Source organism: Novilysobacter antarcticus (assembly GCF_019802285.1).
Lineage (GTDB): Bacteria > Pseudomonadota > Gammaproteobacteria > Xanthomonadales > Xanthomonadaceae > Novilysobacter > Novilysobacter antarcticus.
This window is the reverse complement of the sequence record NZ_JAIEUJ010000001.1, coordinates 751782-777394: the sequence shown is the minus strand read 5'-3', so window position 1 is coordinate 777394 and position 25613 is coordinate 751782. Positions and strand designations below refer to the sequence as shown.

Genomic DNA, 25613 nt, shown 5'->3' with positions numbered 1-25613 from the left:
GCATGGCCAAGCCACCCTCAGACGCATTCGTTTTCTTCGGCGCCACCGGGGACCTTGCGTACAAGAAGATCTTCCCGGCGCTGCAGGCGATGATCCGGAGCGGCGAGCTCGACATGCCCCTGATTGGCGTTTCCCGCGGCGGCTGGTCGTTGGAGCGCTTGCGTGAGCGGGCGCGCGCGAGCCTGGAGGCCAACGGCGGGGTGGATGAGGACGCGTTTTCGCGCCTGTCGGAGCAGTTGCGCTATATCGACGGCGATTACAGTGACCCGCAGACGTTCCGCGGCCTGAAACAGGCCTTGGGTTCCGCCACCCGTCCCATCCATTACCTGGCCATCCCCCCAAGCATGTTCGGCACGGTGGTGCAGGGGCTGGCCGCATCGGGATGCAACGCCGACGCCCGGGTGATCGTGGAGAAGCCGTTCGGTCGCGACCTGGCCTCGGCCCGGGAGCTCAACCGCGAGCTGCACCAGGTGTTTCCGGAATCCTCGGTGTTCCGTATCGACCACTATCTGGGCAAGGAGGCCGTGCGCAACCTGCTGTATTTCCGTTTCGCCAATACGTTCCTCGAGCCGGTCTGGAACCGCACCTATGTGGACAGCGTGCAGATAACGATGGCCGAGAACTTTGGCGTGCAGGGGCGTGGTGCGTTCTACGAGGAGGTCGGCACCATCCGCGACGTGGTCCAGAACCACCTGCTCCAGGTCCTCTCGCTGCTGGCCATGGATGCCCCGGCCGGCCGCGACCCCGAATCGCTGCGCGCCGAGAAACTGCGTCTGTTCCGTGCCACGCGCTCGTTGCGGCCGGAGGACGTGGTCCGCGGACAGTTCCGCGGCTATCGCAACGAGGCTGGGGTTGCCGCGGACTCGCAGGTGGAGACCTTTGTGGCACTGCGCCTGTACATCGACACGTGGCGCTGGGCCGGCGTCCCGTTCTATATCCGCGCCGGCAAGAAGCTGCCCATCACCAGCACCCAGGTGATGGTTGACCTGAAGCCGCCGCCGCTGGAACTGTTCGACCGGATTTCACTGGCCGAGACCAACTATTTCCGCTTCCGCCTGAGCCCCGAAGTGGTGATCTCCACTGGCGCGCGGGTGAAGAAGGCGGGCGAGGGGATGGAAGGGCGCCAGGTCGAGCTGGTTGCCCGCAGCTCGCGCGATGAAGGCAAATCGCCCTACGAGCAACTGCTTGGCGACGCCATTGAGGGCGACACCAGCCTGTTCACCCGCGACGATTCGGTGGAAGAAGCGTGGCGCATCGTCGAGCCCGTGCTGCCCGATTCGCATGGCAATCACAACACGCCGCTCACGATCTACGAACCCGGCAGCTGGGGTCCGGAATCCACCAGCGAGCTTGTCACCGGCGGCCGCCACTGGCAGGACCCGCAGCCCGAGCAGAGCCACCCCTGCTGAAAACGCGCGGACCTTGATCGCGCCGCGCCTGCCAATCAATGGCACTGCTCCCTCGCCGCCCCGGGGCACTACCATGTTGGGCGATGCCGCACACCGGAGGACGCATGAGCACGACTCGATCACTTCACGACATGGGCCAGAGCCTGTGGCTGGACAACATTTCCCGAACGATCCTGGACGACGGCACGTTGGCGCGGTACATCGCCGACTTCTCGGTCACTGGTTTGACGTCCAACCCGAGCATCTTCAACGAGGCCGTCGGTGGCAGTGACGCCTACGACGAGGGAATGCGAAAAAAGGCGGGAGAGGGCAAGTCGGGCGAGGCGCTGTTCATCGAGCTTGCGCTGGAGGATCTGCGCCGCGCGGCGGACCTGTTCAAGCCCGTGTTCGAAGCGACCGATGGAGTCGATGGCTGGGTATCGATGGAAGTCTCACCGCTGCTGGCCTCCGATACCGCCGGCAGCATTGCCGCAGCCCAGGCGATCCACGATCAAGGCGATCGCCCGAATCTATTCGTCAAGATTCCGGGCACGCCTGAAGGGGTGCCGGCGATCGAGGAGTCGATATTCGCCGGTGTGCCGGTCAACGTGACGCTGCTGTTCTCGACGGCGCAATACCTGGCCGTGGCCGAGGCGTACATGCGCGGCCTGGAGCGGCGGCTTGAGGCCGGGTTGGACGCGCGCGTGGCGTCGGTAGCGTCGTTGTTCGTGAGCCGCTGGGACCGCGCGGTCGCCGACAAGGTGCCCGCGGACCTGCACAACACGCTGGGCATCGCGGTCGCGCAGCAGACCTACAAGGCCTACCGCGAACTGCTTGAGTCCCCGCGCTGGCAGAAGCTCGCCGCACGCGGCGCGCAGCCGCAACGGATGCTCTGGGCGAGCACCGGCACCAAGGATCCCAACGCGTCGGACACGCTGTATATCGAAGCGCTCGCCGCGCCGGACACCATCAACACGATCCCCGAGAAGACCCTGCACGCGTTTGCCGACCACGGCCGGCTCTCGGGCGTCATGGCAGTGGACGGTGGCGATTCGGAGGCGACGCTCGCGCGGTTCTCCGCGGCGGGAGTGGATATCGCCGCGTTGGCGGATCGTTTGCAGGTGGAAGGTGCCGAGGCATTCGTGAAGTCCTGGAAAGAGCTCCTGCAGACCATCGAGTCGCGCAGCCGCAGCCTCGCCGGAGAGGAACGCGGCGGATGAAGGACGGGTCACTCACCGCGAAGCCGCAATGGAGGGCGCTGGAAGAGCACCTTGCGTGGATGGCGCCGCGCCATCTGCGTGAGCTGTTTGCCGACGAGCCCGACCGGGGCGCGCGGATGGCGGCGGATGGCGGCGGGCTTTACCTGGATTACTCCAAGAACCGGATCAACCGGGAGACGCTGGACCTCCTGTTTGCCCTGGCGCGCGCCTGCGGCCTGGAGGAGCGTCGCGAGGCGATGTTTTCCGGCGGCAAGATCAACGTCACCGAAGACCGTCCTGCCCTGCATGTGGCCCTGCGAATGCCGGCCGACAGCGAGCTGATCGTTGACGGCGAGGACGTGGTTGGCGAGGTGCACGCCGTACTGGATCGGATGGCGGCCTTTTGCAATCGCGTGCGCACTGGCCAGTGGACGGGCCATTCCGGCAAGCCGATCCGAAACGTCATCAACATCGGCATCGGGGGCTCGGATCTGGGGCCGGTGATGGCCTACGAGGCTTTGCGCTTCTACAGCCAGCGCGAGCTCTCGTTCCATTTCGTGTCCAATGTGGACGGCACGGATTTCAGCGAGGCCACCCGCGGCCTGGATCCGGCGGAGACCTTGTTCATCGTATGCTCCAAGACGTTCACCACGCTGGAGACGCTGACCAACGCCCACGCCGCGCGCGCCTGGTGCTTGCAGGGGTTGGGCGATGAGGCGGCGATTGCGAAACACTTCGTCGCGGTTTCCACCAATGCCGACGGCGTGGAGGCGTTCGGTATCGACACCGCCAACATGTTCGGGTTCTGGGACTGGGTGGGCGGCCGCTATTCGATGGATTCCGCCATCGGCCTGTCGACGATGCTGGCCATCGGCCCGGAGCGCTTCCGCGAAATGCTGGCGGGGTTCCATGCGATGGACGTGCATTTCCGTACTGCCCCGATGGAGCGCAACCTGCCGGTCCTGTTGGGCTTGATCGGGATCTGGAACAGCAACTTCCTCGGCGCCAATACAGTCGCGGTGCTGCCTTACTCGCAGTACCTGAGCCGGTTTCCCGCCTATCTGCAACAGCTCACGATGGAGAGCAACGGCAAGCACGTGACCGCCGAGGGCAGCCGGGTGGACTACCAGACCGGACCGGTCTACTGGGGCGAGCCCGGCACCAACGGGCAGCACTCGTTCTATCAGTTGATCCATCAGGGCACGCGGCTGGTGCCGTGTGACTTCATCGGTTTCTGCCATCCATTGAACCCGCTGCCGCTGCAACGCAAAGCCGGCACGGGTGACGCTGCCGGCGACCAGCATGACCTCCTGATTGCCAGCCTGCTGGCCCAGGGCGAGTCGCTCGCGTTCGGCAAGACGCTGTCACAGGTCGCGGCGGAGGGCACCCCGGAAGCGCTGCAACCGCACCGGGTGTTTGACGGCAACCGTCCCAGCAACACCATCCTTGCCGACCGGTTGACGCCGCACACGTTGGGCAGCCTGGTAGCGCTCTACGAGCACAGCGTGTTCGTGCAGGGGACGCTGTGGAACATCGATTCCTTCGACCAGTGGGGTGTCGAACTGGGCAAGCAACTGACCACATCCCTTGCAGAGGAACTCAAGGCGGCGGACACGCCGGCGCTGGGCCACGACAGCTCGACCAACACCCTGATCCAGCGCTACCGCGCAGCGCGGGGGCGCCAATGATGGGCACACGCATCGACAAGCGCGCCGGCTTGCCGGCAGAGGCTCGTGACCTCATCGACGTCGGCCGTCTGGTCAACGCGTACTTCCAGACCCGGCCGGACCCATCCAACCCGGCGCAGACGGTGTCGTTCGGGACCTCCGGCCATCGTGGTTCGTCGCTGGAAGGGAGTTTCAACGAGGACCACATCCTCGCCATCACCCAGGAGATCTGTGCCTACCGGAAGGGGCAGGGGATCGACGGCCCGATCTTCATTGGTGCCGACACGCACGCGCTTTCCGCCCCGGCCCTGGAGACCGCGCTGGAAGTGCTGGCAGCCAACGGCGTCCAGGTGCACGTGTCGGCGGATGACGAACCCGTGCCCACGCCGGCCATCTCCCACGCGATCCTGGTCCACAACTCAGGACGGGAAAGAGGTCTCGCCGATGGCATCGTGATCACCCCGTCGCACAATCCGCCGGCGGACGGCGGCTTCAAGTACAACCCGCCCAACGGCGGCCCCGCCGATACGGACGTGACCGCGTGGATCCAGAAACACGCCAATGCAAGCCTTTCGAAGGGACTGGACGGCGTGCGGCGTTGGACCGGCGGGCGCGCCCGCGCCGCCGGCACCACCCGCGAGCACGACTTCCTTTCGGCCTATGTCGCCGATCTGGGCAACGTGATCGACTTCGACCTGATCCGCAGCGCAGACCTTCGGCTGGGCGTGGATCCGCTGGGCGGGGCAGGGGTGCATTACTGGGCGCGCATTGCCGAGCACTACCGGATCGCGCTGGACGTCGTCAGCGAGCAGGTGGATCCGCAGTTCGGCTTCATGAGCCTGGACTGGGACGGGCGCATCCGCATGGATCCCTCCTCCCCGTATGCGATGAGCCGGCTGATCGGCCTGAAGGATCGCTACGACGTCGCCTTCGCCTGCGATACCGACCACGACCGCCACGGCATCGTGACCGCCAGCGCTGGACTGATGCCGTCCAACCACTACCTCAGCGTCGCCATCGATTACCTGTTCCGCAACCGTCCGCAGTGGAGCACGGGGGCCGGCATCGGCAAGACCGTGGTCAGCAGCGCCATGATCGACCGTATCGCCGCGGGGCTGGGCCGGCACCTGTATGAGGTTCCCGTGGGTTTCAAGTGGTTCGTGGACGGGCTGTTTTCCGGCACGCTGGGCTTCGGCGGCGAGGAAAGCGCGGGTGCCTCCTTCCTGCGTCGCGACGGTTCGGTCTGGACGACCGACAAGGACGGCATCGCACCGGCCCTGCTTGCCGCGGAAATCACTGCCCGTGAGGGTAACGATCCCGGCGTGATCTACCGCCGGTTGTGTGACCGTTATGGCGAGCCGTTCACCGATCGGGTGGAAGCGCCCGCGACCAAGGCGCAAAAGCGCGCGCTCGCCGCGCTGACCCCCAACGCCATCGCATCCACCGAACTGGCCGGCGAGCCGATCCAGCAGGTGCTGGACAAGGCACCCGGCAACGACGCCGCCATTGGTGGCATCAAGCTTGTCGCTGCCAGTGGCTGGTTTGCCGCCCGTCCCTCCGGGACAGAGGACATCTACAAGATCTACGCCGAGAGTTTTCGCGACGCCGACCATCTGCAGCAATTGCTCAAGGATGCACAGGAGACTGTTGACGCCGCCCTGGAGGACCCGACCACCGAACAGTGAGGTAACAGCATGTCCGCGCGAATCGACCAGCTCTGTATCGACACCCTCCGTTTCCTGTCCGTGGACATGGTGCAGAAGGCGGACAGCGGACATCCGGGACTCCCGCTTGACGCCGCGCCGATGGCGTATGTCCTGTGGTCGCGCTGGCTCAAGGCCAACCCGCGCAACCCGGACTGGGCGGACCGGGATCGCTTCGTCCTTTCTGCCGGTCACGGCTCTGCATTGCTTTACAGCCTGCTGTACCTGAGCGGCTACGACATCTCGTTGAATGACATCAAGCAGTTCCGCCAATGGGGCAGCAAGGCCCCCGGCCACCCCGAGCGCGGTCACACGCCCGGGGTCGAGGTGACCACCGGTCCGCTCGGGCAGGGGTTCGCCAACGCGGTCGGCATGGCGATGGCCGAGGCGCAACTGGCGGCGCAGTACAACCGGCCCGGGCACGAGGTGATCAACCACCGTACCTGGATGCTCGCCAGCGACGGCGACCTGATGGAAGGCGTCGCCTCCGAGGCCGCCTCGCTCGCCGGGCATCTGCGACTGGGCAAGTTGACCTGTCTGTACGACGCCAACTTCGTGACCCTGTCAGCGGCCACCGATATCGCGTTCACCGAGGATTGCGAAGCGCGCTTCCGGGCCTACGGCTGGCACACGCAATGGGTCGAGGACGGCAATGACGTGGCGGCCATCGATGCGGCGATCCGCGCTGCCGCTGACGAAGTCCGGCGACCGTCACTGATTCTGGTCCGTACCCACATCGGCTATGGCTCGCCCAACAAGCAGGACAGCTTCGAGGCTCACGGGTCACCGCTCGGTGAGGAAGAGGTGCGCCTGACCAAACAGAACCTGGGCTGGCCGGTGGAGCCGGCTTTCCGGGTCCCCGATGAGGCGCTCACCCATATGCAAACAGCGGTTGGGCGGGGCGCCGCCCAGGAAGAAGTGTGGCATCGCCAGATGCAGGCCTATGCCACGGCGCAGCCGGATCTGACAAGAGAACTGCGGCGGCGCCTGGAGGGCGTCCTGCCGACCGGCTGGGATGCGGAACTCCCGGTATTTCCCGCCAATGCGAAGGGAATGGCGACCCGCGTCGCCGGCGGCAGGGTAATGAACGCCATCGCGCCGCACCTGCCGGAGCTGTCGGGCGGTTCGGCTGATCTGGATCCGTCGACCAAGACCGCCCTGAAGGGCATGGGTGACTTCAATCCTCCGCTGGCCGCGGGCGAGGACAAGCAAGGCTCCGACGGCGGCGGCTGGAGCCTGGCCGGGCGCAACCTGCATTTCGGGGTGCGCGAGCATGCGATGGGAGCGATCGTGAATGGGATGGCGGCGCACGGCGGGTTCATCCCCTACGGCGCGACGTTCCTGGTCTTTTCCGACTACATGCGGCCGCCCATTCGCCTCGCGGCGCTGATGGGGCTGCATCTGGTTCACGTGTTCACCCACGACAGCATTCTGCTGGGTGAGGACGGCCCGACCCACCAGCCGGTGGAGCAGCTCGCCAGCCTGCGCGCCATTCCGCGCCTGAGCGTGATTCGCCCGGCCGACGCCAACGAAACCGCCGTCGCCTGGCGCGTCGCGGTGGAAATGCGCGACCGGCCGGTCGTGCTCATCCTGACCCGGCAGGATCTGCCAACGCTGGACCGGCAGGTATACGCCGCCGCCGATGGAGTGACGCAGGGCGCCTATGTGCTGGATGCCGACCTGGGCGACTCGCCGCAGATCATCCTGATCGCCAGCGGCTCGGAGGTCAGTCTTATCGTGGAGGCGGCCGGACGGCTGCGGCGCGATGGGGTCGGTGTCCGGTGCGTGTCGATGCCGAGCTGGGATCTGTTTGAGGCCCAGCCGCGGGAATACCGCGACTCGGTCCTGCCGCCCGCGGTCACTGCCCGACTGGCGGTCGAGGCCGGCAGCGCGCAGGGGTGGCATCGCTGGGTCGGTGACGGTGGCGCCGTGCTGTCGGTGGATGATTTTGGCGCGTCGGCGCCAATGCAGGCAGTTGCCCTTGCCTACGGATTCACCGTCGACAACGTCGTGAAACGGGCGCGGGCGCTGCTGGCCTGAACGGCGCCGCAGCGATTACCAGACCAGATCGTCGGGAACCTTGAACTGGCTGTAGAAATCGTCGTCATCGCCAGCTTTGCTCGAGGTGTCGTCGGCGCGTCCGTGGTCGAGCACTATGGCCTCCGGGTCACGCTCGCGGATCTTTTCCGCGGCAGCACGGGGCACCAGCTCATGGCTGTCGCCATGGCGCACAATCACCAGCGTTCCCTTTGCGAGCTGGGCGCGCAACGCCTCGTTGACCAGCACGCTGCGGATCGCATTGCCGTCGGTGAACCGGTAGTCGATCTCACCCTCGCGCTTGACCCGATGCATCTCCACGATCTGCCGCACCTGCGCCTTCAGCTCGTTGGCGCGCGCCTGGGCGTTGCGTTCGGCTGACAGCGCACGATCGCGTTCCACGCGCTCGGCAAGCAGCCGCTGGGCATCCACGGCATCGGCTTCAGGCGCTGCGTTGGGCTCGGCCTTGCCGTGCCGCTTCTTGTTCTGCTCGCGGACAACCTGGGTGACCTTGTTCTTCTTGACCAAGCCCGCTTTGAGCAGCTGGTCCTGCAGGGGATTACGCATGGTGTTGGGGGGTATCGAGCGACGGCAATGTGGAGTGCCAGTGTACCGCCGGCGCCCATTGGTTCTTTCCAGCGACGCGGTCCGTCGGCCGACCGCCGCACGTTCACGGCCTCATTCCTTCTTGATGGCGTGCCCACCGAACTGGTTGCGCATCGCGGCCAGCAGCTTGTCGGAATAGGAGTCCTTGTCGCGCGAGCGCAACCGCTCCAGCAACGCCAGGGTGATCACCGGCGCGGACACGTCCAGGTCGATTGCCTCTGCCACCGTCCATCGGCCCTCGCCAGAGTCGTCCACCCAGGGCGCGATCCCGTCCATGGTCGGGTTCTGGTCCAGGGCCCGGGCGGTGAGGTCGAGCAGCCACGAACGGACCACGCTGCCGTTGCGCCAGATCTCGGCGACCTGGTGCAGGTCCAGGGAGAACTCCTGCTTGTGCTGGAGAATCGCGAAGCCTTCCGCGTAGGCCTGCATCATTCCGTACTCGATGCCGTTGTGGACCATCTTGGTGAAGTGTCCGGCGCCGGGCGGGCCCACGTGGCCCCAGCCCTGGTCGGTCGCCGGGGCAAGGGTCTCGAACACCGGGCGCAGCGCCTCCACCGGAGCCGGTTCGCCACCGATCATCAGGCTGTAGCCCTCGGCCAGCCCCCAGACACCGCCGCTGGTGCCGCAGTCGACGTAATGCATGTCGTGCTCCGCCAGCGAGTTGGCCCGACGCACTGTGTCCTTGTAGTTGGAGTTGCCGCCGTCGATCAGGGTGTCGCCGGCGTCAAGTAACGCCATCAGGTCGCCGACCGTGCTTTCGGTGATGTCGCCGGCGGGGACCATCATCCAGACGTTGCGAGGCCCGGGCAGCGATTCGACCAGCGCCTTGAGACTGTCGGCGGTCTGCGCGCCGTCTTTTTCCAGCGCTTTGCGGGCGTCGGGGTCGGGATCGAACCCGACGATGGAGTGGCCGCCCTGGATCAGGCGGCGGGCCATGTTGGCCCCCATGCGCCCAAGGCCGATCATGCCGAGTTTCATCTCGTGCCTCCTTTTCAGTAATGCGTCCGATCAGTCTCGCAGTTCGCTCGTGACGGCCGGGCCACGCTGGCTGCGGGAAAAAGCGTCGGCTGCCATGCGGATCGCTTCGGACTGGGTGGGGTAGGGGTGAATCACCTGCGAGAGCTTGTCGAGACCCAGCTTGGCGACCATGGCCAGGGTGATCTCGCTGATCATTTCGCCTGCGTGGCGGGCTACGATCGTGGCACCCAGGATTTCGGCGGTGCCGTCGCGCACGTGGATCTTGACGAAGCCGGCGTCATTACCGTCGGTGATTGCCCGGTCCACCGTATGCATCGGCACGGTAAATGTCCTCACCCCGATACCCTTCTCCCGCGCGTGACGGACGTACATGCCCACGTGCGCGATTTCCGGATCGGTGTAGGTGCACCAGGGGATCACGAGCTCGCTCAGACGTTCATTTGCGCCGTCGAGTGCGTTGGCGACCGCAAGCCGTGCTGAGGCGCGCGCCGTGTCGTTGAAGCGGTGCACCAGGCACACGTCACCGGCGGCATACACCCGCGGATTGCTGGTGCGCAGGCAATCATCGACGTGGACTCCGCGATGGCCGTCGTACTCGATCCCGGCCAATTCCAGGTCCAGCCCCTCCACCCGGGGGGAGCGGCCTGTTCCCGTCAGGATGGCATCGAATTCGAGGGTGCTCCGGTCGTCGTCGCTCAGCAGTTCGGCGATCCTGCGATCCCCCTCGACCCGAATATCCACAACCCGGGTATTCAGTCGCACCTCCAGTCCGTCACGGGCAAAGGCCCCGGAAAGCACCTGCGCTGCGTCGCGCTCTTCCTTCGGCAGGAACAGGGGCCAGTTCTGCACGATTGTTGTCCGTGCGCCGAAGCGACATAGGGCCTGGGCCATCTCGCAGCCGAGCGGACCGCCGCCGATCACCAGGATCCGGTCGGGCAGGGTGGTCTGGTCAAACACGGTGTCACTGGTCAAAAAGCCGCATTCGGCCAACCCCGGGATGGCAGGGATCAGGGGTTGTGCGCCGGTGGCGATCAGCGCCTTGTCGAACCTCAGGACGGTCCCTGCGACAATGAGCGAATCGGCTGCAGTGAATCGCGCCGGGCCGAAAAACACATCCGTACCCATGCCTGACAGGCGTGACGCCGCGTCGCCCCGGCTGATTCGCGCCCGGATCGCCCGCATCCGCTCCATGACGGCGGCAAAATCGACCTGCACCGCGTCGACGTCAGCCGTTCCGTATCTGCTGGCGTCCCGCAAGTGCGCGCAGATGCGGGCGCTGTGGATCAGGGCCTTGGAAGGCACGCACCCCGTGTTGAGACAGGTGCCGCCGAGCAGGCGGGGCTCGATCAGGGCGACGCTGGCACCGCGCTCGCGCGCCTCGGCGGCCGCGGTCAGCCCTGCGGTACCGCCACCGAGGATGACCAGGTCATACCGCGCCGCCGGTTCCGGGTTCCGCCAGCCGGGTGGGCGCACATTGGCGAGGCGCTCATCCTCGTAGCCGTCTTCGGGCGCATGGGAAACCAGACTCTCGCGGGCAAAGGAACTCATTCCAACCAGCCTTCGCCGAAGCCGGCGTTTCTCAAGCCGTTACGCAGGTATCCGCAGTCGCGCATCAGGTTCCAGATCAGCCCGCTGCGGTGGTTCTCCACCATCATCACCACCAGTCCCTGATCCAGTCCGAAGGCGCCAGCGGATACCCACGGAGCGCCGTCATCATCTGCGAGCGAGGGGTTGAAGCCGCTCGCGAAGCGCTCCTTCTGCAGCGTTTGTGGATACCGCTGCAACAGCGCGTGGGTGGCTGACAGCGCGACCGCCGGATCGAAGGGCAGGCAGCACAGGCCGAGCCAGGCACTCAAGGTGCCGTCATCCGGGCCGTAAGGAACCCCGCGTGCGGCGTAGCCGTACAGCCGCCCCAGGTGGTTGGCCAGTTGAGGGTTGCTCTCGTCCGGACCATCGCATGCGGTCAGGCCCCAGCAGTCGCGGTCATAGCCGGCGAAACCGTGCGGATTGCGCCATGCATATTCACGCTGGACGGCGATGGCACGGCGGGTGTTCTCGAAATAGTCGCTGCGCTTCTCGCGCATGAAGGGGTCGCGTATGCCGCGAAAGTCGATCCACGCGTGTGAAAACAGGTGCACGAACAGCGGTCCCGCATACAGGAACTCCTCGCCGTAGAGGTTTTCCCATTGGTAGGTGGCCGTCCAAGCGGCGTACCTGGCGCTGTCGATCGGGTGGGTGGGCGAGCCCGCGGCCAGCACATACAGCAGGATGCCCTCGTCGTAGCCGTCCCAGCCGTAGTGAAGGAACCCGCACTCCGGCTTCCACCCCTGGCGGATCGTGGGCCGGTCTGCACAGGCCCACTGCCAGTCCACGCGCAGGTACAGGGCGTCGGCCAGGAAGCGCAGCTCGTGCTCATCATGGGTGTCGTCGGTGAAATAGCGGGCGACAAGCAGCGCCCCGGCAATGAACAGGGCAGTGTCGATTGTGGACAACTCCGAGCGCCACATCCGCGTACCCGAATCCATGTCCAGGAAGTGGTAGTAAAACCCCTTGTGGCCGGTGGCGTCGGCCGCTCCGCTCTGATCGCTCTCGTGGAAAAAGCGCAGGGTTGCCAGCGCCCGTTGCACCGCATCGCGCCGACCGATCCATCCACGCTCGACGGCCACCGGATAGGTGGCCAAGGCAAAGCCGACCACCGCAATACTGCATGGCGAGCCTGCCCGGCTTGTGTCCGCCACAAGTCCATTGGCCGGATTGAACGCGCCGGAGAAGTAGCCAAATGCGGCTCGCTGCAAGCGGTCGATCAGTCGCTCATCGGTCACTGTGGTATCCGTCCGCTGCGATACGGCGACGGTAGTCGATGGGCCTTCAAGGCAGCGTAACGATGCCGGAGTAGCATCAAGATTCCATGCTGCCCGATGGAGGGAGCATGTCCGCTCCGAACGCCCCGACGATTGCCGTGCAGCGTGTCCACCTGCTGTCGAACGGCCGCTTCACCACCCTGCTGACCGATGCCGGCTCAGGGTGGAGTCGATGGTGCGGTCGGGCGTTGACCCGATGGCACGAAGACCCGACCTGCGATGCGTGGGGCAGCTATCTGGTGCTGCGCGATGCCGACAGCGGCGCGGTGTGGTCACCGACCCGGCAGCCGATGTCTACGTCTGCGGGAGAGGTGACCACCGATGCGGCGTATGGCGTGTTTTCCAGCAGGCGGGTCGCGCACGCCCTTGAAACCTGCCTGACCGTGGTCGTCGCTGCCGATCGGGACGCCGAGCTGCGGCACCTGAGCATCACGAACCGCAGTCCGCGGGCGCGGGTAATCGAGGTGACTTCCTACAGCGAGCCTGTGCTGGGGTCCCTCGCGGCCGATGCGTCGCATCCGGCGTTTTCCAAGCTTTTCGTGCGTACCGAGTGGGTGGCCGATGGCGGCGTGCTGCTCGCCACTCGTCGTCGCCGTTCCGCCGACGAGAAGGCATGCTGGGTCGCCCAGGTAGCGCTGGTGGAAGGCCAGCCGACGGATACCTGCGAATACGAAAGCGATCGTCGCCGCTTCCTCGGGCGCGGACGGCGCCTGGGGAACGCGCATGCGGTGTGGAACGGCGATGTCCTGGGCGAGACTGCCGGCGACGTGCTGGATGCCGTGATCAGTCTGCGACGACGGGTGCGGATAGCGGCGGGCGCAACGGTCAGGATCGCATTTTGGAGCTGCGCCGCAGACACGCGGGAGCGAGCCCTGGCGCTGGCAAGAGGCGCGCCGCCCGCCGAGCACTGTGGACATGTCATCGACGAGGCGCGTGCATGCGAGATCGCAAGGCGGGCGAAGTTCCGGGTCGATCACGCCTGCGCGGAACGCTGCTGCGAATTGCTCGCTGGGCTGCTGGTGTCGAACCCGGCGTGGCGCGCCTCAGAGGACGCGCTGGCTCGGGCGACAGGCGGAGCGCCCGTTCTCTGGTCGGCCGGTATCTCCGGCGATCGTCCGATCGCGCTGCTTGCCATTGAGGAGCCGGAAGTTCCCGAACGCGTCCACGAATTGCTGCGCGCCCAGCGCTACTGGCAATCGATGGGAATCGGGGCGGACGTGGTCGTACTGGCAAGCGGAAGCGTCCTGAAAGGATCCGCGGCCGATCAGTCGCTCGACGGCCTCGTCGCAGAGCAGACGCGGAAGCTGGCAACGCGGGCCGCGCTCGCGAAAGCGGAAGCGTTCTACCTGCGCGCCGATGAGCTTGACCCGGGCTTGCGAGACGGCTTGATCGGCGCGGCCCGGGTCATTGTCCCCGCAGGCGGCGACGCGGGCAGGCCGGACGCTACCGGCGTTGTCGCGGAGGAGGATGCGCCGCTGGTCCATGGACCGGAACCTCTAACGCCGCCGCCCGATCCGGAGCCACGACCGTCCGATCACGCGGGTTTTCGCACTGCGGCGCTTTCCCTGCAGTTCGACAACGGTTACGGCGGGTTCTCCCTGGGCGGCGAGGAATACATCATCCGCACCGATGGAACTCGCTGCACCCCGTCGCCGTGGAGCAACATCGTCGCCAATCCGGCGTTCGGCTTCATCGCGACGGCGGAAGGTGGTGGGCACACGTTCTCCGGCAACAGCCAGCAGAACCCGCTTACCCCCTGGGCCAACGACCCCGTCACCGACGAGCCCTCCGAGGTGCTGTACCTGCGCGACAACGACAGTGGCGCTCTGTGGAGTGCCACACCTCTGCCGATTCCGGGAGCGGCGACCAACCGGATCACCCGCCATGGCAGGGGCTGGACGAAGTGGTCGCACGATTTTGACGGTCTTGGAATCGAACTGCTTCAGCTCGTGCCGCTTGAAGATGCGGTCAAGATATCCGGGCTGCGCGTCCGCAATCATTCGGAGCGCAGACGGACCATTTCGGTCACCGCCTACCTGCAATGGGCATTGGGACCCAACGGAACCGTTCCCGGGCCGCACGTGGCCACGTCGCAGGATCCGCGTACCGGCGCCGTGTTTGCGGTCAATCGCTGGCGCGAGGACTTCGGCGAGCGCGTTGCCTTTGCGGATATCGGCGCGGAAATGGCCGCCTTTACCTGCGATCGCGGCGAGTTCCTCGGCAGGTATGGCTCGATCGATCGGCCGGCCGCGCTGCAGGGCAGTTCATCGCTGTCCGGCTGGCGGGGCTCGGGCAGGGACCCGTGTGCGGCGTTGCAGTCAGTACTGGAGATTGAACCCGGCGCGACCGCTGAGTTGCGTTTCCTGATCGGCGATGCGGAATCCACAGACGCCGCCAGCGATCTGGTGCGGCACGCTCGCGGTATGGATCTCGACACTGTCATGGGCGCGATCCACGACCGTTGGCACTCTGTGACCGCCACGCTCCAGGTCGAGACGCCGGACCCGGCAACGAACCTGCTGCTCAACCACTGGCTCCTCTACCAGGTCCTCTCCTGCCGGATGTGGGCGCGCACGGCGTACTACCAGGCCAGCGGCGCGTACGGGTTCCGCGACCAGTTGCAGGACGTGATGGCGCTCTGCATCTCCGACCCCGACGTCGCCCGCGAGCACTTGCTGCGCGCCGCCTCGCGCCAGTTCATTGAGGGCGATGTGCAGCACTGGTGGTTGCCGCCAGGCGGCAAGGGCCTTCGCAGCCGGATGACCGACGACAGGCTTTGGCTGCCGTATTCAGTGCTGCATTACCTGACGGTGACCGCGGACGTCGAGATCCTTGACGCGAGCGTGCCCTTTCTCGAGGGCCCTGCATTGGAGGAGGGCCACAAGGATGCGTTCTTTACCCCAACCGTGTCCGCGACCCATGGAAGTCTCTACGAGCATTGCGCGCGCACGGTGGACGCGTCCCTGACGCTCGGTCCCCACAGGCTGCCGCTGATGGGCACGGGAGACTGGAATGACGGCATGAACGCCGTAGGAGAGCAGGGCACCGGCGAGAGCGTCTGGATGGGCTGGCTGCTTCTGGACGTGATTACCCGGTTTGTGCCCATCGCCCGCTCACGCGCCGATACCGTCCGGTCGGATGCCTGGGATGAAGTTGCAGTCACCGTGAAAGCGGCGATGGAAGACGCAGGTTGGGACGGGCAGTGGTACCGACGCGGCTACTATGATGACGGGACGCCGTTGGGCAGTGCCAGCCAGGAGGCGTGCCGGATCGATTCGATCGCGCAGTCCTGGGCCGTCATGTCGGGCGCCGGCGATCCGGATCGAGCGCGTTCGGCCATGCATGCCACCGATCGTGAACTGGTTGACCGGGGCCACCGCCTGGCGCGGCTGTTTACGCCGCCGTTTGCCGAGAACGGCCCCCACGATCCGGGTTATATCAAGGCCTATCCGCCCGGCGTCCGGGAAAACGGCGGGCAATACACCCACGGCTGCATCTGGTCGATCTTTGCCTGGGCCGCCTTGGGCGAGGCCGCCAAGGCGTGGGAGCTGTTTGACTTCTTCAATCCGATTGGCCATTCGATATCGTCCACGGCCGCCGAGCATTTCGGTGTCGAACCGTATGTGTCCTGCGCCGATGTCTATTCGGTCGGCGCACTGGCAGGACGCGGCGGATGGACCTGGTACACCGGCTCCGCTGCCTGGCTTTACCGCGCCGGGATCGAGGCGCTGCTCGGCTTCGGGCTGCGTGGTGATCAGCTGCTGGTAGACCCGTGTATTCCAAGGGCGTGGCCCGGCTTCCGCATGATCTACCGCCATCGCAGTTCGGAATATCGAATTCAGGTCGACAACCCCGCGGGCGTCAGCCGCGGAATCCGCGATGGCACGCTGGACGGTGAGCCACTTAGGGTGCGTGGCGAAGCCGCGAGGATTCCGCTGCGTGATGATGGCCAACAGCACCGCGTGCATTTGACGATGGGGCGCGATGCGGCAGTGGGCTGAAGGTTCACCGCCATCTAATGCGGGCAGGCTTAGGCTCGCTTATAGGACGGAACAGGGGGCAACACCGAGGACACCGGAATGGCGGACGAGAGCGACACGCTGAAAGGCCCCGACCTGGCGGTCGGTGTGCGGATCGAGCGGATGGCCGATGGCGACCTGCTGCTGGGTCATGTGGCTGGCAAGTCCGTGATCCTGGTGAGGCAGGGCGAGGATTTTTTCGCCTTGGGCGCGGTGTGTACCCATCAAGGTGGCCCGCTTGCGGAAGGGCTGGTGGTGGATGGCGGCGTCCGCTGTCCGTGGCACCACGCCTGTTTCGACCTGCGAACCGGGCTGCCATCGCGCCCGCCGGCACTGGATCCGGTCGAGTGCTACGACGTCGAGGTGGTGGACGGCACGGCCACCGTAACCGGAAAGCGATCTCCTGCAACGCACGCATCATTGGAGCGCCCTCCCGCACGCGCCGCGGCTGCGCGGCCCGCATCCATCGTCATCATCGGCGGGGGAGCGGCTGGATTGTGCGCAGCCCAGACGCTGCGACGCGAGGGTTACACCGGATCGGTCACCCTGCTGAGCGCCGATGAAGCCGCTCCCTATGACCGCACCAACCTTTCCAAGGGGGTGCTGAGCGGCGACATGGACGAGGACGCGAATGAGCTGCATCCATCGCAGTTCTACCGCGACAACGAGATCGAGTTGCGGTTGGGAGTGCATGTTGAAGCCATCCGTACCGCCGAGCGCGAGGTACACCTCGCGAATGGTGAGCGGATCGCGTACGAAGCGCTGCTCATCGCCACAGGTGCAGAGCCGGTCAAGCTGGACGTGCCCGGCGCCTCGCTTCCCCACGTGCACTACCTGCGCAGCGCTGCCGATTGCCACCGCCTGCTGGCGCAAGCCAGAAGCGCAAAAACCGCGGTGATCATCGGCGCCAGCTTCATCGGACTGGAGGTCGCCTCGGGCCTGTGTGCACGCGGGATGGAAGTGCACGTCGTAGGGCGCGAAACCAGTCTCATGGCGAATGTGTTGGGCAAGGAGCTGGGCGCTTTCCTGCAGGAACTGCACGAGAAGAAAGGGGTGGTTTTCCACCTCGACACAACGGCCAGCACCATCCACGAAGACGAGGTCATCCTGACCAACGAGGAGACCCTGCAGGCCGATCTGGTGGTGGTAGGCATCGGGGTACGACCGCGGCTGGAGTTGGCCGAAGCGGCGGGGCTTGCGGTCGATCGCGGCGTCATTGTCGACCGCTTTCTGGAGACGAGTTCGCCGGGCATCTATGCCGCTGGCGATATTGCCCTGTGGCCGGAACCGCTCACCAGCGAACGAGTTCGCATCGAGCACTGGGTGGTTGCCGAACACCAGGGCCAGACCGCTGCGCTGAACATGTTGGGTCGCAAAAAGCCGTATGAAGCCGTGCCCTTCTTCTGGACCGAGCAACACGGGTTCGGCCTGTCCTACGTCGGCCACGCGAAGGGCTTCGACGATGTCCGGATAGAAGGTGATCTGGCGCGGCGTGACTGCACTGTCAGCTACCTGAAGCGCGGGCGCGAGCTGGCGGCGGCATTCGTGCATCGCGACCATGCGGGCTTGCTGAAGGAGCTCGAATTCGAGCGCATCATCGGTGCAAATGGCGACTATTCGGCGTGCCAGAGCTCGTGACTGTCGACCAGGACGCCCAAACGTGCCTCCTCTGCGTCGGCACGGGCCGAGGCTTCTGCAAAGGCGATCTGCCGATGCGTCCGCTCGGCGAGCAGCCACTCCGCCAACGATAATTCGCCCAACTCCCAGCCGCGGCGCGTGCGCTTGCGGGCGCCGTCGCTGGCCCTCAGGGCGCGCTGCTGGGCGAGCCACTGCCTGCGTGCCTGCTCGACCTTGCGCACAGCCTGTTCGGCCTCCCGCTGGATCTCGCGACGCTTCGCCTGCGCTTCGCTGTGCATAGCCGCCGCGCTGGCGCCGTCGCCGGTGGCCAAAGCGGAGCGATGGCGACCCCCGACGGGCATGGTGAATACCAAGCCGACCACCCGCTCGGCGCCCCCACGATCATTCATCAATCGCAGAGCCAGGGTGGGGTCGGGCAGCCGGTCGGCGCGGCTGCGAGCGGCCAGCGCGTCAGCCTGCATGGCATCCGCTTCCAGCGCGCCAATTTCGTGGCTGCGCTGGACAATACGGGTGACCCAGACCTCCGGTGTCTCGGGCAACTCTTCCGGATCGCCCACCGTAGGAGCGCGTTCGGGTAAGGGCAGGGTGGGGAAGTCATGCGCGATGGCAGCCTCGGCGTCCACGAGTGCACCTTGGGCCGCAAGGCGCGTGGCGTCGGTCTGGGCGAGCTCAACATCCAGCAGGTCGAGATCTTTTGCCGCGGCATCGCCCAACTGCACCCGCCGGGCGAGCGCAGTGCGCTCCCGGACCAGCGATTCGAACTGTTCCTCTGCCTCAGCGGACTGCTCGCTGGCGCGCAGCCAGTCCAACCAGTACTTCAAAAATATCCGCGCCGCTTCGTGCCGCGCGTCGTCCAGCCGCAGTTCGCTGGCGCTTATCCCGTATTCGCCGATCCGCCGGTCCAGTGCAACTTTGCCCGGCCATCGGAACGCGCGTCCCAGTTGCGCTTCGTACTCGTCGTAACGTTCCGTTCCGTTATCGACATCGATCCGGCGGACCTGTGAAATTGCGCTCACCTCGAACTCGTGCGGGCCAACCGCGCGGGCGCGCGCCTGTGCACCCGCGGCGTCGGTGCGGCGCATCGCGGCACGTACGGATGGCTGTTCGGCGATAGCGGCCTCCACCAAGGCGGGATCAGGCAGCCAGTCCTGCGCTTGCACACTCGGCGCGGCCAACGCCAACAAGAGCGTCATCGATGCAATTTGCTTCATCACAGTCGTCCTGTTTCCAGCACCGGTTCGCTCCACCAGTGCAGGTCGCCGGAGTCGACGTGCTCGCGCATCAAACGCAGCACGTCGTCCTTCATGTCCGCCCGGATTACCAGCCACAACACCCGCCTGTCCACGCGGCCGCGCACCCGCTCGGCATCCGAGGCATCGGCGAAGTCGCCGGTATGGGCCTCGGCCTCCAAAAGGGTGTACCCCGGAATGGAAGGGTCCGCACTCAATGCTTCGGTAAGAGGTGTCTCCAGCCGAGGAGGAAACACCATGTTCAGTCGGATCAACCCGCTCATGGCGCTGCACTCCTTTCAGGATGGGACACCGGTGGCAAGCCGTAGCGGCGGTAGAGCAATGGCATCAACAGCAGGGTCAGGGCGGTGGCGCTGACCAGACCGCCAATCACCACGATGGCGAGCGGGCGCTGGATCTCCGAGCCCGGCCCGGTCGCGAGGAGCAATGGGACCAGGCCGAAGGCGGCGATGCTTGCGGTCATGAGCACGGGCCGGACCCGTCGCCATGCGCCTTCGCGCACCACTGCGGTGATATCCAGGCCCTGGTCGTGAAGCTGGTTGAATCGGGTGACGAGCACCAAGCCATTCAGGACCGCGATTCCAAGCAATGCAATGAAACCCACCGAGGCCGGTACCGACAAATATTCTCCTGAAAGCCAGAGGGCCACCATGCCGCCCACCAGTGCGAAGGGGATGTTGAACAGAACGAGCAGCGCCTGGCGCGCGGAGCCGAACGTCATGAACAGGACGAGGAAAATCAGACCCAGCGCCGCCGGGACCACCAGTGCCAAGCGGGCTGCGGCGCGTTGCTGATTCTCGAATTGACCGCCCCATTCCAGCCGATACCCTGCCGGCAGCGGGATATCCTGAGCCACCGCAGCCTTTGCTTCCTCGACAAATCCGACCAGGTCTCGTCCGTCCACGTTGGCCTGCACCAACGCGTAGCGCGAACCGTGCTCGCGATCGATCATCACCGGTCCATTGCCGCCCACGATGCGGGCGATGCTCGAGAGCGGCACGTTGCCGCCTTGCGGCAGGGTGACCTGCATACGCGAGAAAAGCTCGGCGGAAAACCGGATGTCATGGTTGCCGCGCACGATGATCGGCGTCCTGCGATCGGGCTCGATCACCATCCCGGCATCGACTCCTTCAAGCTGGGCGCGCAGCTCGTCCTGCACATCGGCCACGGCAAGGCCTTGTCGCCCGGCGGCCAACGCGTCGATCTCCACCTTCAGGTAATCCACCCCTTCGGTAGTCTGGGTCAGGACGTCTTCCGCGCCTTCGATTTCCTCCACCGCGCCCGCGACGCGTTGAGCAAGCTCGCCCAGCACAGCCAGGTCGGGTCCGAAAATCTTTACCGCCAGATCACCACGGCTTCCAGTAAGCATTTCAGCGACGCGCATCTCGATAGGCTGGGTGAAGCCGTACTCGATACCGGGGAAGCGCGCGAGCACCTTGCGCAGCTCGCCCGTCAGCCAGTCCTTGTCGCGCACGCGCCACTCCTTCTTCGGCTTGAGCTCCAGAAACATGTCGCTTTCGTTGAGTCCCATCGGGTCCAGACCCAGCTCGTCGGAACCCACCCGGGAAACGATGTGGGCGATCTCCGGGACTTCGTCCATGAGCGCTTTCTCCACCGCGAGCTCAAGCTCCAATGAGCGCTCCAGCGAGATCGAGGGCGATTTCATCAACTGGATCAGAACGTCGCCCTCGTCCATGGTCGGCATGAAGCTCTTGCCGGTGCCCGCATAGGCAACCACGCCCAGCAGCAGGGCAAGTGCACTGGCTGCGAACACATAGGTCGGCTTGGCGAGAGCCTTGTCGAGCAGTGGCCGATAGATGCCGTCCACCTTGCGCACCAGCCACGGATCACCATGGGCACCCTCCTTCATCAGGAAGGACGCCAGCACGGGTATCACGGTGAGCGAAGCCAGCAGTGAGGCGCCAAGGGCAAACACGATGGTCAACGCCACTGGTGCGAACAGCTTTCCTTCCAAGCCTTGCAGGGTGAGCAGCGGGACAAAGGTGAGGGAAATGATGAGCATGCCTGCGGCCACCGGCGCGGCGACCTCGCGGGTAGCCGCGAATACGCGATGCAGATGCGGCAGGTGGGCGCCAGGAGCGTCGGGGTCGAGACGGGTAACGGTGTTCTCGATAACCACCACTGCGGCGTCCACCAGCAGTCCGACGGCGATGGCCAGGCCGCCCAGGCTCATCAGGTTGGCGCTCTGTCCCGTGAGATGCATCAGCAGGAACGTGGAAAGTGCCGCGATGGGGAGTATCAGGGCGACCACGATCGCCGCCCTCAAGTTGCCGAGGAACAGCAGCAGCAACACGACCACCAGTGCAGTAGCCTCAAGCAGTGCGCGCTCGACAGTGCCTACGGCCCGCGTGATCAGCGCACTGCGGTTGTAGAACGTGTCGATCTGCACGCCGGCCGGCAGACTCGGCCGGATTTCCTCGAGGCGCGCGTCGACATTCTCGATCAGTTGAGACGCGTCAGCGCCGCGCAATGCCACCACGATGCCCTGGACCGCTTCGCCTTCGCCATCGCGGACGACCGCGCCATACCGGGTCAAGCCCTCGACGCGAACCTCGGCAAGATCCTTGATTCGCAACGCTTGGACACCGGACTTGACCACCACGTTGCCGATGTCGCCGACCGTCTGCAGTGAGCCTTCGGCACGAACGATCAGGGCCGATTCACCGGACTGCAGCCGACCTGCACCATCGTTGCGGTTGTTGCGCTGCAAGGCGTCCACCAGATCGTGCAACGCCAGCCCGTTGGCGGTCAGCCGGGCCCGATCAGGAACCACGACGAAGCTCTTGGCTTCACCGCCCAGTACGTTGACGTCGGCGACACCCGGTATCGTCCGAAGCGCCGGCCGTATGGTCCAGTCAAGCAGGCTGCGGCGCTCCTGGAGATCCAGGCCGCCGCCCTCGATGGTGAACATGAACACGTCGGAGAGCGGAGTGGAAATCGGCGCGAGTCCACCGCTGACGTCCTCGGGAAGGTCGGGAGCCACATTCGAAAAACGCTCCGCCACCTGTTGCCGAGCCCAGTAAAGGTCGGTGCCCTCGGCGAAATCGAGCGTGATGTCGGCAATGGCGTACTTAGCGACGGATCGCAACATCACCGCGCTGGGCACGCCAAGCAGCTCCATCTCCAGTGGGGTGATGACGCGGGCCTCGACTTCCTCGGGGGTCAGGCCAGGTGCCTTGAGGACCAGCTTCACCTGAGTGGGCGAAATGTCGGGAAATGCGTCGATGGGCAAGCGCATGAACGCCATCGCGCCCGCAATGCAGACTGCCAATGCCGCCAAAAGCACCAGCAAGCGCTGGCGCAGGGAAAACTCGATGAGACGGTAGAGCACGCCGCTACTCCGCAATTGGCGCGAGCGACTTCAGCACGCTGCCACCTTTCTGCACCACCAGGTCACCCGGGCGCAGCGTCCCGGCCGAGCGCACAACTGCGGTGTCGGCATCACCGCCCATCCGCTCCACCGTGATCCTCCGGAACGTTGATCCATCCTGCACGTACACCGAGACCCCTTGGCCATGCGTCTGCAACGCGCGCTGCGGCACCGACACCGCATCGGCCGCCGCCGGCAGCAGGAGCGTCACCGCCAGTTGTTGCCCGGCGACCAGCGCACCGGGCTGATCGACATGAGCGCGTACACGTAGCGTCTGGCTACCTGCGTCGGTGTCGGCGCCAACCGCGACCACTTCGCCCTCGATGCCGTTGGCCAAGCGGATGGGGAGTCCCGGTTGCAGCTGCCCGCGCAGGGCAATGGGTGCATTGAACTGGACATCCAGTGCGTCGGAATCGACCAGCACGAAAGCCGGCGCCATCGCTTCAATGGCCTGTCCGGGCGTGACACTGCGTCGCAGCACAAGGCCGGACTGGGGCGCGAGGAGGTCGTATTCGCCGGCCTGGCCGCCGGGCACGCGGCGCAGCCGGGACATCATCGCGTTTGCCTCATCCAGGGTGACGCGTGCGGCCGAGGCTCGTGCACTGCTCTCCGAAAGGCGGGCTTCAGGAATGATTCCTTCGCCAGCGAGTGCCGCATCGCGGCGTGCCTGCTGGCTGGAAACCCCGGCTTCCGCGCGGGCACGGGCCAAGTCGCCTTGCATGGCTATCAACTCGCGGCTCTGTATGCGCAGCAGGGGTTGGCCTGCTCGAACGCGCTCGCCTTCATCGACCAGAATGCGCGTGACCACGCCCGTGAACGGCACGGTTACCTGGGTCACTGCATCAAAGGGCGGCACGGCCTCGCCCGGCAGGCCGGTTACCGGGATGTTCTCGGCAGGTTGCGCGGCCACGCTTTCAATACCGAGGGCTTCGATCTGCTCCTCTCTCATCCGGATCCGGCCTTCAGCGTCAACAACAGGAGCCGCGTCTCCGGCACCGGTATCTGCTGGTGCGGGATCACGCATCCACATGACCACCAAAAACAAGAGCGCGAGAGCCGCGGCTGCGTAGATCCAGTGGGCGGGTTTCATGTCGGAGAGACGCATCAAGTTGGCACCGGTTCGATTGGGTCCGGGAGGGCAGACCCCCGGTTGATCATCATATTTTGAGTTGTTGCGATGCCATAGATGGCCTATAAGATAGTAACCGATTACTTTCTTTCAGGCCAGAAACCATGTCCCATCGGCCCAGGAATCTCCCCGCAGAAGAGCGTCGCGCGGTGACGGTGGAAGCGGTCGTGGCACTGGCAGCGTCCACCAATCCCAGCGAGATCACAACGGCGGCCATCGCCAAGCACATGCATCTCACCCAGGGCGCGTTGTTCCGGCATTTTCCCAGCAAGGATGCGATCTGGCAGGCCGTCATGGAGTGGGTCGCCGAGCGACTGCTCACGCTTATCGACAGGGCCGCCACAGGCACCGACTCGCCCCTTCTGGCGATGCGCGCGATGTTTCTGGCCCACGTGGACTTCGTGGCGGAACATCCCGGGGTACCGCGCATGATGTTCGGTGAGCTCCAGCGTTCCGGCGCGACGGGTGCCAAGCAGTTGGTGCAGACCCTGATTTCCGGTTATCGGGCGCGCCTGCGGGCCAAAGTGGAGGAGGGCAAGGCGCAGGGCGAACTGGCGCCGTCGCTGGACACGGAGGCGGCGGTGACACTGTTCATCGGCTCGATCCAAGGATTGATCATGCAATCCCTCCTGGCCGGTGATGTTCAGCAGATGCGCCGCGATGCGCCCGGGGTATTCACGATCTACAGCCGCGGTATCGAGGCACGCCATGACGACTGAGCCCCGCTCACTTCCGTCCGGTAAAGCACGCTGGGCGATCGTCGTGATTGGGTTGACCCTCGTCGCCGGTCTGGCGTGGTGGGTGGTGCGCGATCGGGACGGTGGCGACGTTCTGCGTCTCTACGGCAACGTTGATATCCGTGAAGTAGAACTGGCCTTCCGCCAACCGGGGCGCATCTCAAGCATGCATTTCGATGAGGGCGACGCGGTCGCGGCGGGCGATGTCATGGCGACGCTTGATGCGGGTCCATACGAGCATTCCGTGGCCGCAGTGCAGGCCGAGCTTGATGCCGCGCAGGCTGGACTGGCCAAGCTGCGCAGTGGCAGCCGCCCGCAGGAAGTTGCCCAGGCGAAGCAGTCCGTCAGTCAGGCGCAGTCCGGCTTCGACGAGGCGCAGCTCAATTTCCGACGCCAAGAGCGGCTCCTACCCTCGGGCGCCAGTAGTCAACGCACCGTCGATGCGGCAAGGAACGCGCGCGACCAGGCCGCCGCAGCACTCGCCTCGGCCAAGTCCGCCTTGTCCCTGACCAGTGAGGGATTCCGCAGCGAGGACGTTATTGCAGGGCAGGCGCGGGTGGCCGCCGCCGAAGCCGCCTTGGCGCATGCCCTTACGGCTCTCGATGACACTCAGCTGGTTGCGCCAAGCGACGCGACCGTACTTTCGCGCGTGCGTGAGCCGGGCAGCATGGTGGCAAGCAGCAGCACGGTCTACAGCCTCAGCCTGCGCGATCCGGTGTATGTCCGCGCCTACGTCAGCGAGCCACAGTTGGGGCTGGTTGCGCCGGGGACCCAGGTCCGCGTCCACACCGACTCGTCCGACAAGACCTACCGCGGTCAGATCGGTTTCATCTCGCCCCGTGCCGAGTTCACCCCGAAATCGGTGGAAACTGCCGACCTTCGGACCGATCTCGTCTACCGCTTGCGGGTGGTGGTCGCCGATGCCGACGAGACTCTCAGGCAAGGCATGCCGGTGACGGTGGAGGTCGAGAGCATTCCACGCGGCACGCAACAACACCGGGCGCGATGAG

At 65.7% G+C, this 25613-nt stretch carries 17 protein-coding genes; 9 read left to right on the top strand and 8 right to left on the bottom strand.

Annotated elements, in window-relative coordinates; all coding sequences use genetic code 11:
- The first annotated feature begins 2 nt into the window (after positions 1–2).
- From zwf to tkt, 5 genes are all read left to right on the top strand, one after another.
- Positions 3–1409: a glucose-6-phosphate dehydrogenase gene (gene zwf, locus KZ491_RS03515; RefSeq protein WP_222564441.1), complete on the top strand. Its 1407-nt coding sequence runs from the start codon at positions 3–5 to the stop codon at positions 1407–1409.
- 104 nt (positions 1410–1513) lie between these two features.
- The gene (gene tal, locus KZ491_RS03510; protein ID WP_222564440.1) at positions 1514–2608 is read left to right on the top strand and encodes a transaldolase; all 1095 of its coding nucleotides are present in this window, start codon (positions 1514–1516) and stop codon (positions 2606–2608) included.
- Positions 2605–4275, top strand: coding sequence for a glucose-6-phosphate isomerase (pgi, locus tag KZ491_RS03505; RefSeq protein WP_222564439.1), 1671 nt, complete (start codon positions 2605–2607; stop codon positions 4273–4275). The genes tal and pgi overlap by 4 nt, the downstream gene beginning before the upstream one ends.
- A complete protein-coding gene (gene pgm, locus KZ491_RS03500; protein WP_343225522.1) occupies positions 4272–5939 on the top strand; it encodes a phosphoglucomutase (alpha-D-glucose-1,6-bisphosphate-dependent) in 1668 nt (555 codons plus the stop codon). Before pgi ends, pgm begins: the two co-directional genes overlap by 4 nt.
- A 9-nt stretch (positions 5940–5948) precedes the next feature.
- Entirely contained in the window at positions 5949–7997 is a 2049-nt protein-coding gene (gene tkt, locus KZ491_RS03495) for a transketolase (RefSeq protein ID WP_222564438.1), read from the top strand.
- 15 nt (positions 7998–8012) lie between these two features.
- Here the strand turns inward: tkt and KZ491_RS03490 are convergent, their stop codons facing one another.
- The 4 genes from KZ491_RS03490 to KZ491_RS03475 form a co-directional block, all read right to left on the bottom strand.
- Positions 8013–8561, bottom strand: coding sequence for a DUF2058 domain-containing protein (locus KZ491_RS03490; RefSeq protein ID WP_222564437.1), 549 nt, complete (start codon positions 8559–8561; stop codon positions 8013–8015).
- 111 nt (positions 8562–8672) lie between these two features.
- Entirely contained in the window at positions 8673–9596 is a 924-nt protein-coding gene (gene gnd / locus KZ491_RS03485) for a phosphogluconate dehydrogenase (NAD(+)-dependent, decarboxylating) (RefSeq protein ID WP_343225545.1), read from the bottom strand.
- Positions 9597–9608: 12 nt separating this feature from the next.
- Entirely contained in the window at positions 9609–11126 is a 1518-nt protein-coding gene (locus KZ491_RS03480) for a mercuric reductase (protein ID WP_222564435.1), read from the bottom strand.
- Complete coding sequence (locus KZ491_RS03475; protein ID WP_222564434.1) at positions 11123–12400, bottom strand: glucoamylase family protein; 1278 nt, start codon at positions 12398–12400, stop codon at positions 11123–11125. The genes KZ491_RS03480 and KZ491_RS03475 overlap by 4 nt, the downstream gene beginning before the upstream one ends.
- A 107-nt stretch (positions 12401–12507) precedes the next feature.
- On the opposite strand from KZ491_RS03475, the gene KZ491_RS03470 reads away from it, so the two are divergent.
- The gene (locus KZ491_RS03470; protein ID WP_222564433.1) at positions 12508–16440 is read left to right on the top strand and encodes a GH36-type glycosyl hydrolase domain-containing protein; all 3933 of its coding nucleotides are present in this window, start codon (positions 12508–12510) and stop codon (positions 16438–16440) included.
- A 78-nt stretch (positions 16441–16518) separates the two neighbouring features.
- Positions 16519–18096 carry an FAD-dependent oxidoreductase gene (locus KZ491_RS03465; protein ID WP_222564432.1) on the top strand — a complete coding sequence of 526 codons (1578 nt, stop codon included), beginning with the start codon at positions 16519–16521 and terminating at the stop codon, positions 18094–18096.
- Here KZ491_RS03465 and KZ491_RS03460 read toward each other — a convergent pair.
- From KZ491_RS03460 to KZ491_RS03445, 4 genes are read right to left on the bottom strand one after another with little or no spacing between them, the layout of a single operon-like run.
- Positions 18072–19307: a TolC family protein gene (locus tag KZ491_RS03460; protein ID WP_222564431.1), complete on the bottom strand. Its 1236-nt coding sequence runs from the start codon at positions 19305–19307 to the stop codon at positions 18072–18074. The genes KZ491_RS03465 and KZ491_RS03460 overlap by 25 nt on opposite strands.
- Complete coding sequence (locus tag KZ491_RS03455; protein WP_222564430.1) at positions 19307–19609, bottom strand: DUF3240 family protein; 303 nt, start codon at positions 19607–19609, stop codon at positions 19307–19309. Before KZ491_RS03455 ends, KZ491_RS03460 begins: the two co-directional genes overlap by 1 nt.
- Positions 19606–22698 (bottom strand): efflux RND transporter permease subunit, encoded by a 3093-nt coding sequence (locus KZ491_RS03450; protein ID WP_222564429.1) that lies wholly within the window; start codon positions 22696–22698, stop codon positions 19606–19608. The genes KZ491_RS03455 and KZ491_RS03450 overlap by 4 nt, the downstream gene beginning before the upstream one ends.
- Before the next feature lie 4 nt (positions 22699–22702).
- Positions 22703–23842, bottom strand: a complete 1140-nt coding sequence (locus KZ491_RS03445; protein ID WP_222564428.1) for an efflux RND transporter periplasmic adaptor subunit — start codon at positions 23840–23842, stop codon at positions 22703–22705.
- A 128-nt stretch (positions 23843–23970) separates the two neighbouring features.
- On the opposite strand from KZ491_RS03445, the gene KZ491_RS03440 reads away from it, so the two are divergent.
- Positions 23971–24585, top strand: coding sequence for a TetR/AcrR family transcriptional regulator (locus tag KZ491_RS03440; protein WP_222564427.1), 615 nt, complete (start codon positions 23971–23973; stop codon positions 24583–24585).
- On the top strand, positions 24575–25612 hold the full coding sequence (hlyD, locus tag KZ491_RS03435) for a secretion protein HlyD (RefSeq protein ID WP_222564426.1): 1038 nt from the start codon (positions 24575–24577) through the stop codon (positions 25610–25612). The genes KZ491_RS03440 and hlyD overlap by 11 nt, the downstream gene beginning before the upstream one ends.
- The last annotated feature ends 1 nt before the right edge of the window (position 25613 follow it).

Coding starts and splice junctions, on each gene's coding strand:
- zwf (WP_222564441.1), top strand. CDS start 3: ATGGCCAAGCCACCCTCAGACGCATTCGTTTTCTTCGGCGCCACCGGG.
- tal (WP_222564440.1), top strand. CDS start 1,514: ATGAGCACGACTCGATCACTTCACGACATGGGCCAGAGCCTGTGGCTG.
- pgi (WP_222564439.1), top strand. CDS start 2,605: ATGAAGGACGGGTCACTCACCGCGAAGCCGCAATGGAGGGCGCTGGAA.
- pgm (WP_343225522.1), top strand. CDS start 4,272: ATGATGGGCACACGCATCGACAAGCGCGCCGGCTTGCCGGCAGAGGCT.
- tkt (WP_222564438.1), top strand. CDS start 5,949: ATGTCCGCGCGAATCGACCAGCTCTGTATCGACACCCTCCGTTTCCTG.
- KZ491_RS03490 (WP_222564437.1), bottom strand. CDS start 8,561: ATGCGTAATCCCCTGCAGGACCAGCTGCTCAAAGCGGGCTTGGTCAAG.
- KZ491_RS03480 (WP_222564435.1), bottom strand. CDS start 11,126: ATGAGTTCCTTTGCCCGCGAGAGTCTGGTTTCCCATGCGCCCGAAGAC.
- KZ491_RS03470 (WP_222564433.1), top strand. CDS start 12,508: ATGTCCGCTCCGAACGCCCCGACGATTGCCGTGCAGCGTGTCCACCTG.
- KZ491_RS03465 (WP_222564432.1), top strand. CDS start 16,519: ATGGCGGACGAGAGCGACACGCTGAAAGGCCCCGACCTGGCGGTCGGT.
- KZ491_RS03460 (WP_222564431.1), bottom strand. CDS start 19,307: ATGAAGCAAATTGCATCGATGACGCTCTTGTTGGCGTTGGCCGCGCCG.
- KZ491_RS03455 (WP_222564430.1), bottom strand. CDS start 19,609: ATGAGCGGGTTGATCCGACTGAACATGGTGTTTCCTCCTCGGCTGGAG.
- KZ491_RS03445 (WP_222564428.1), bottom strand. CDS start 23,842: ATGCGTCTCTCCGACATGAAACCCGCCCACTGGATCTACGCAGCCGCG.
- KZ491_RS03440 (WP_222564427.1), top strand. CDS start 23,971: ATGTCCCATCGGCCCAGGAATCTCCCCGCAGAAGAGCGTCGCGCGGTG.
- hlyD (WP_222564426.1), top strand. CDS start 24,575: ATGACGACTGAGCCCCGCTCACTTCCGTCCGGTAAAGCACGCTGGGCG.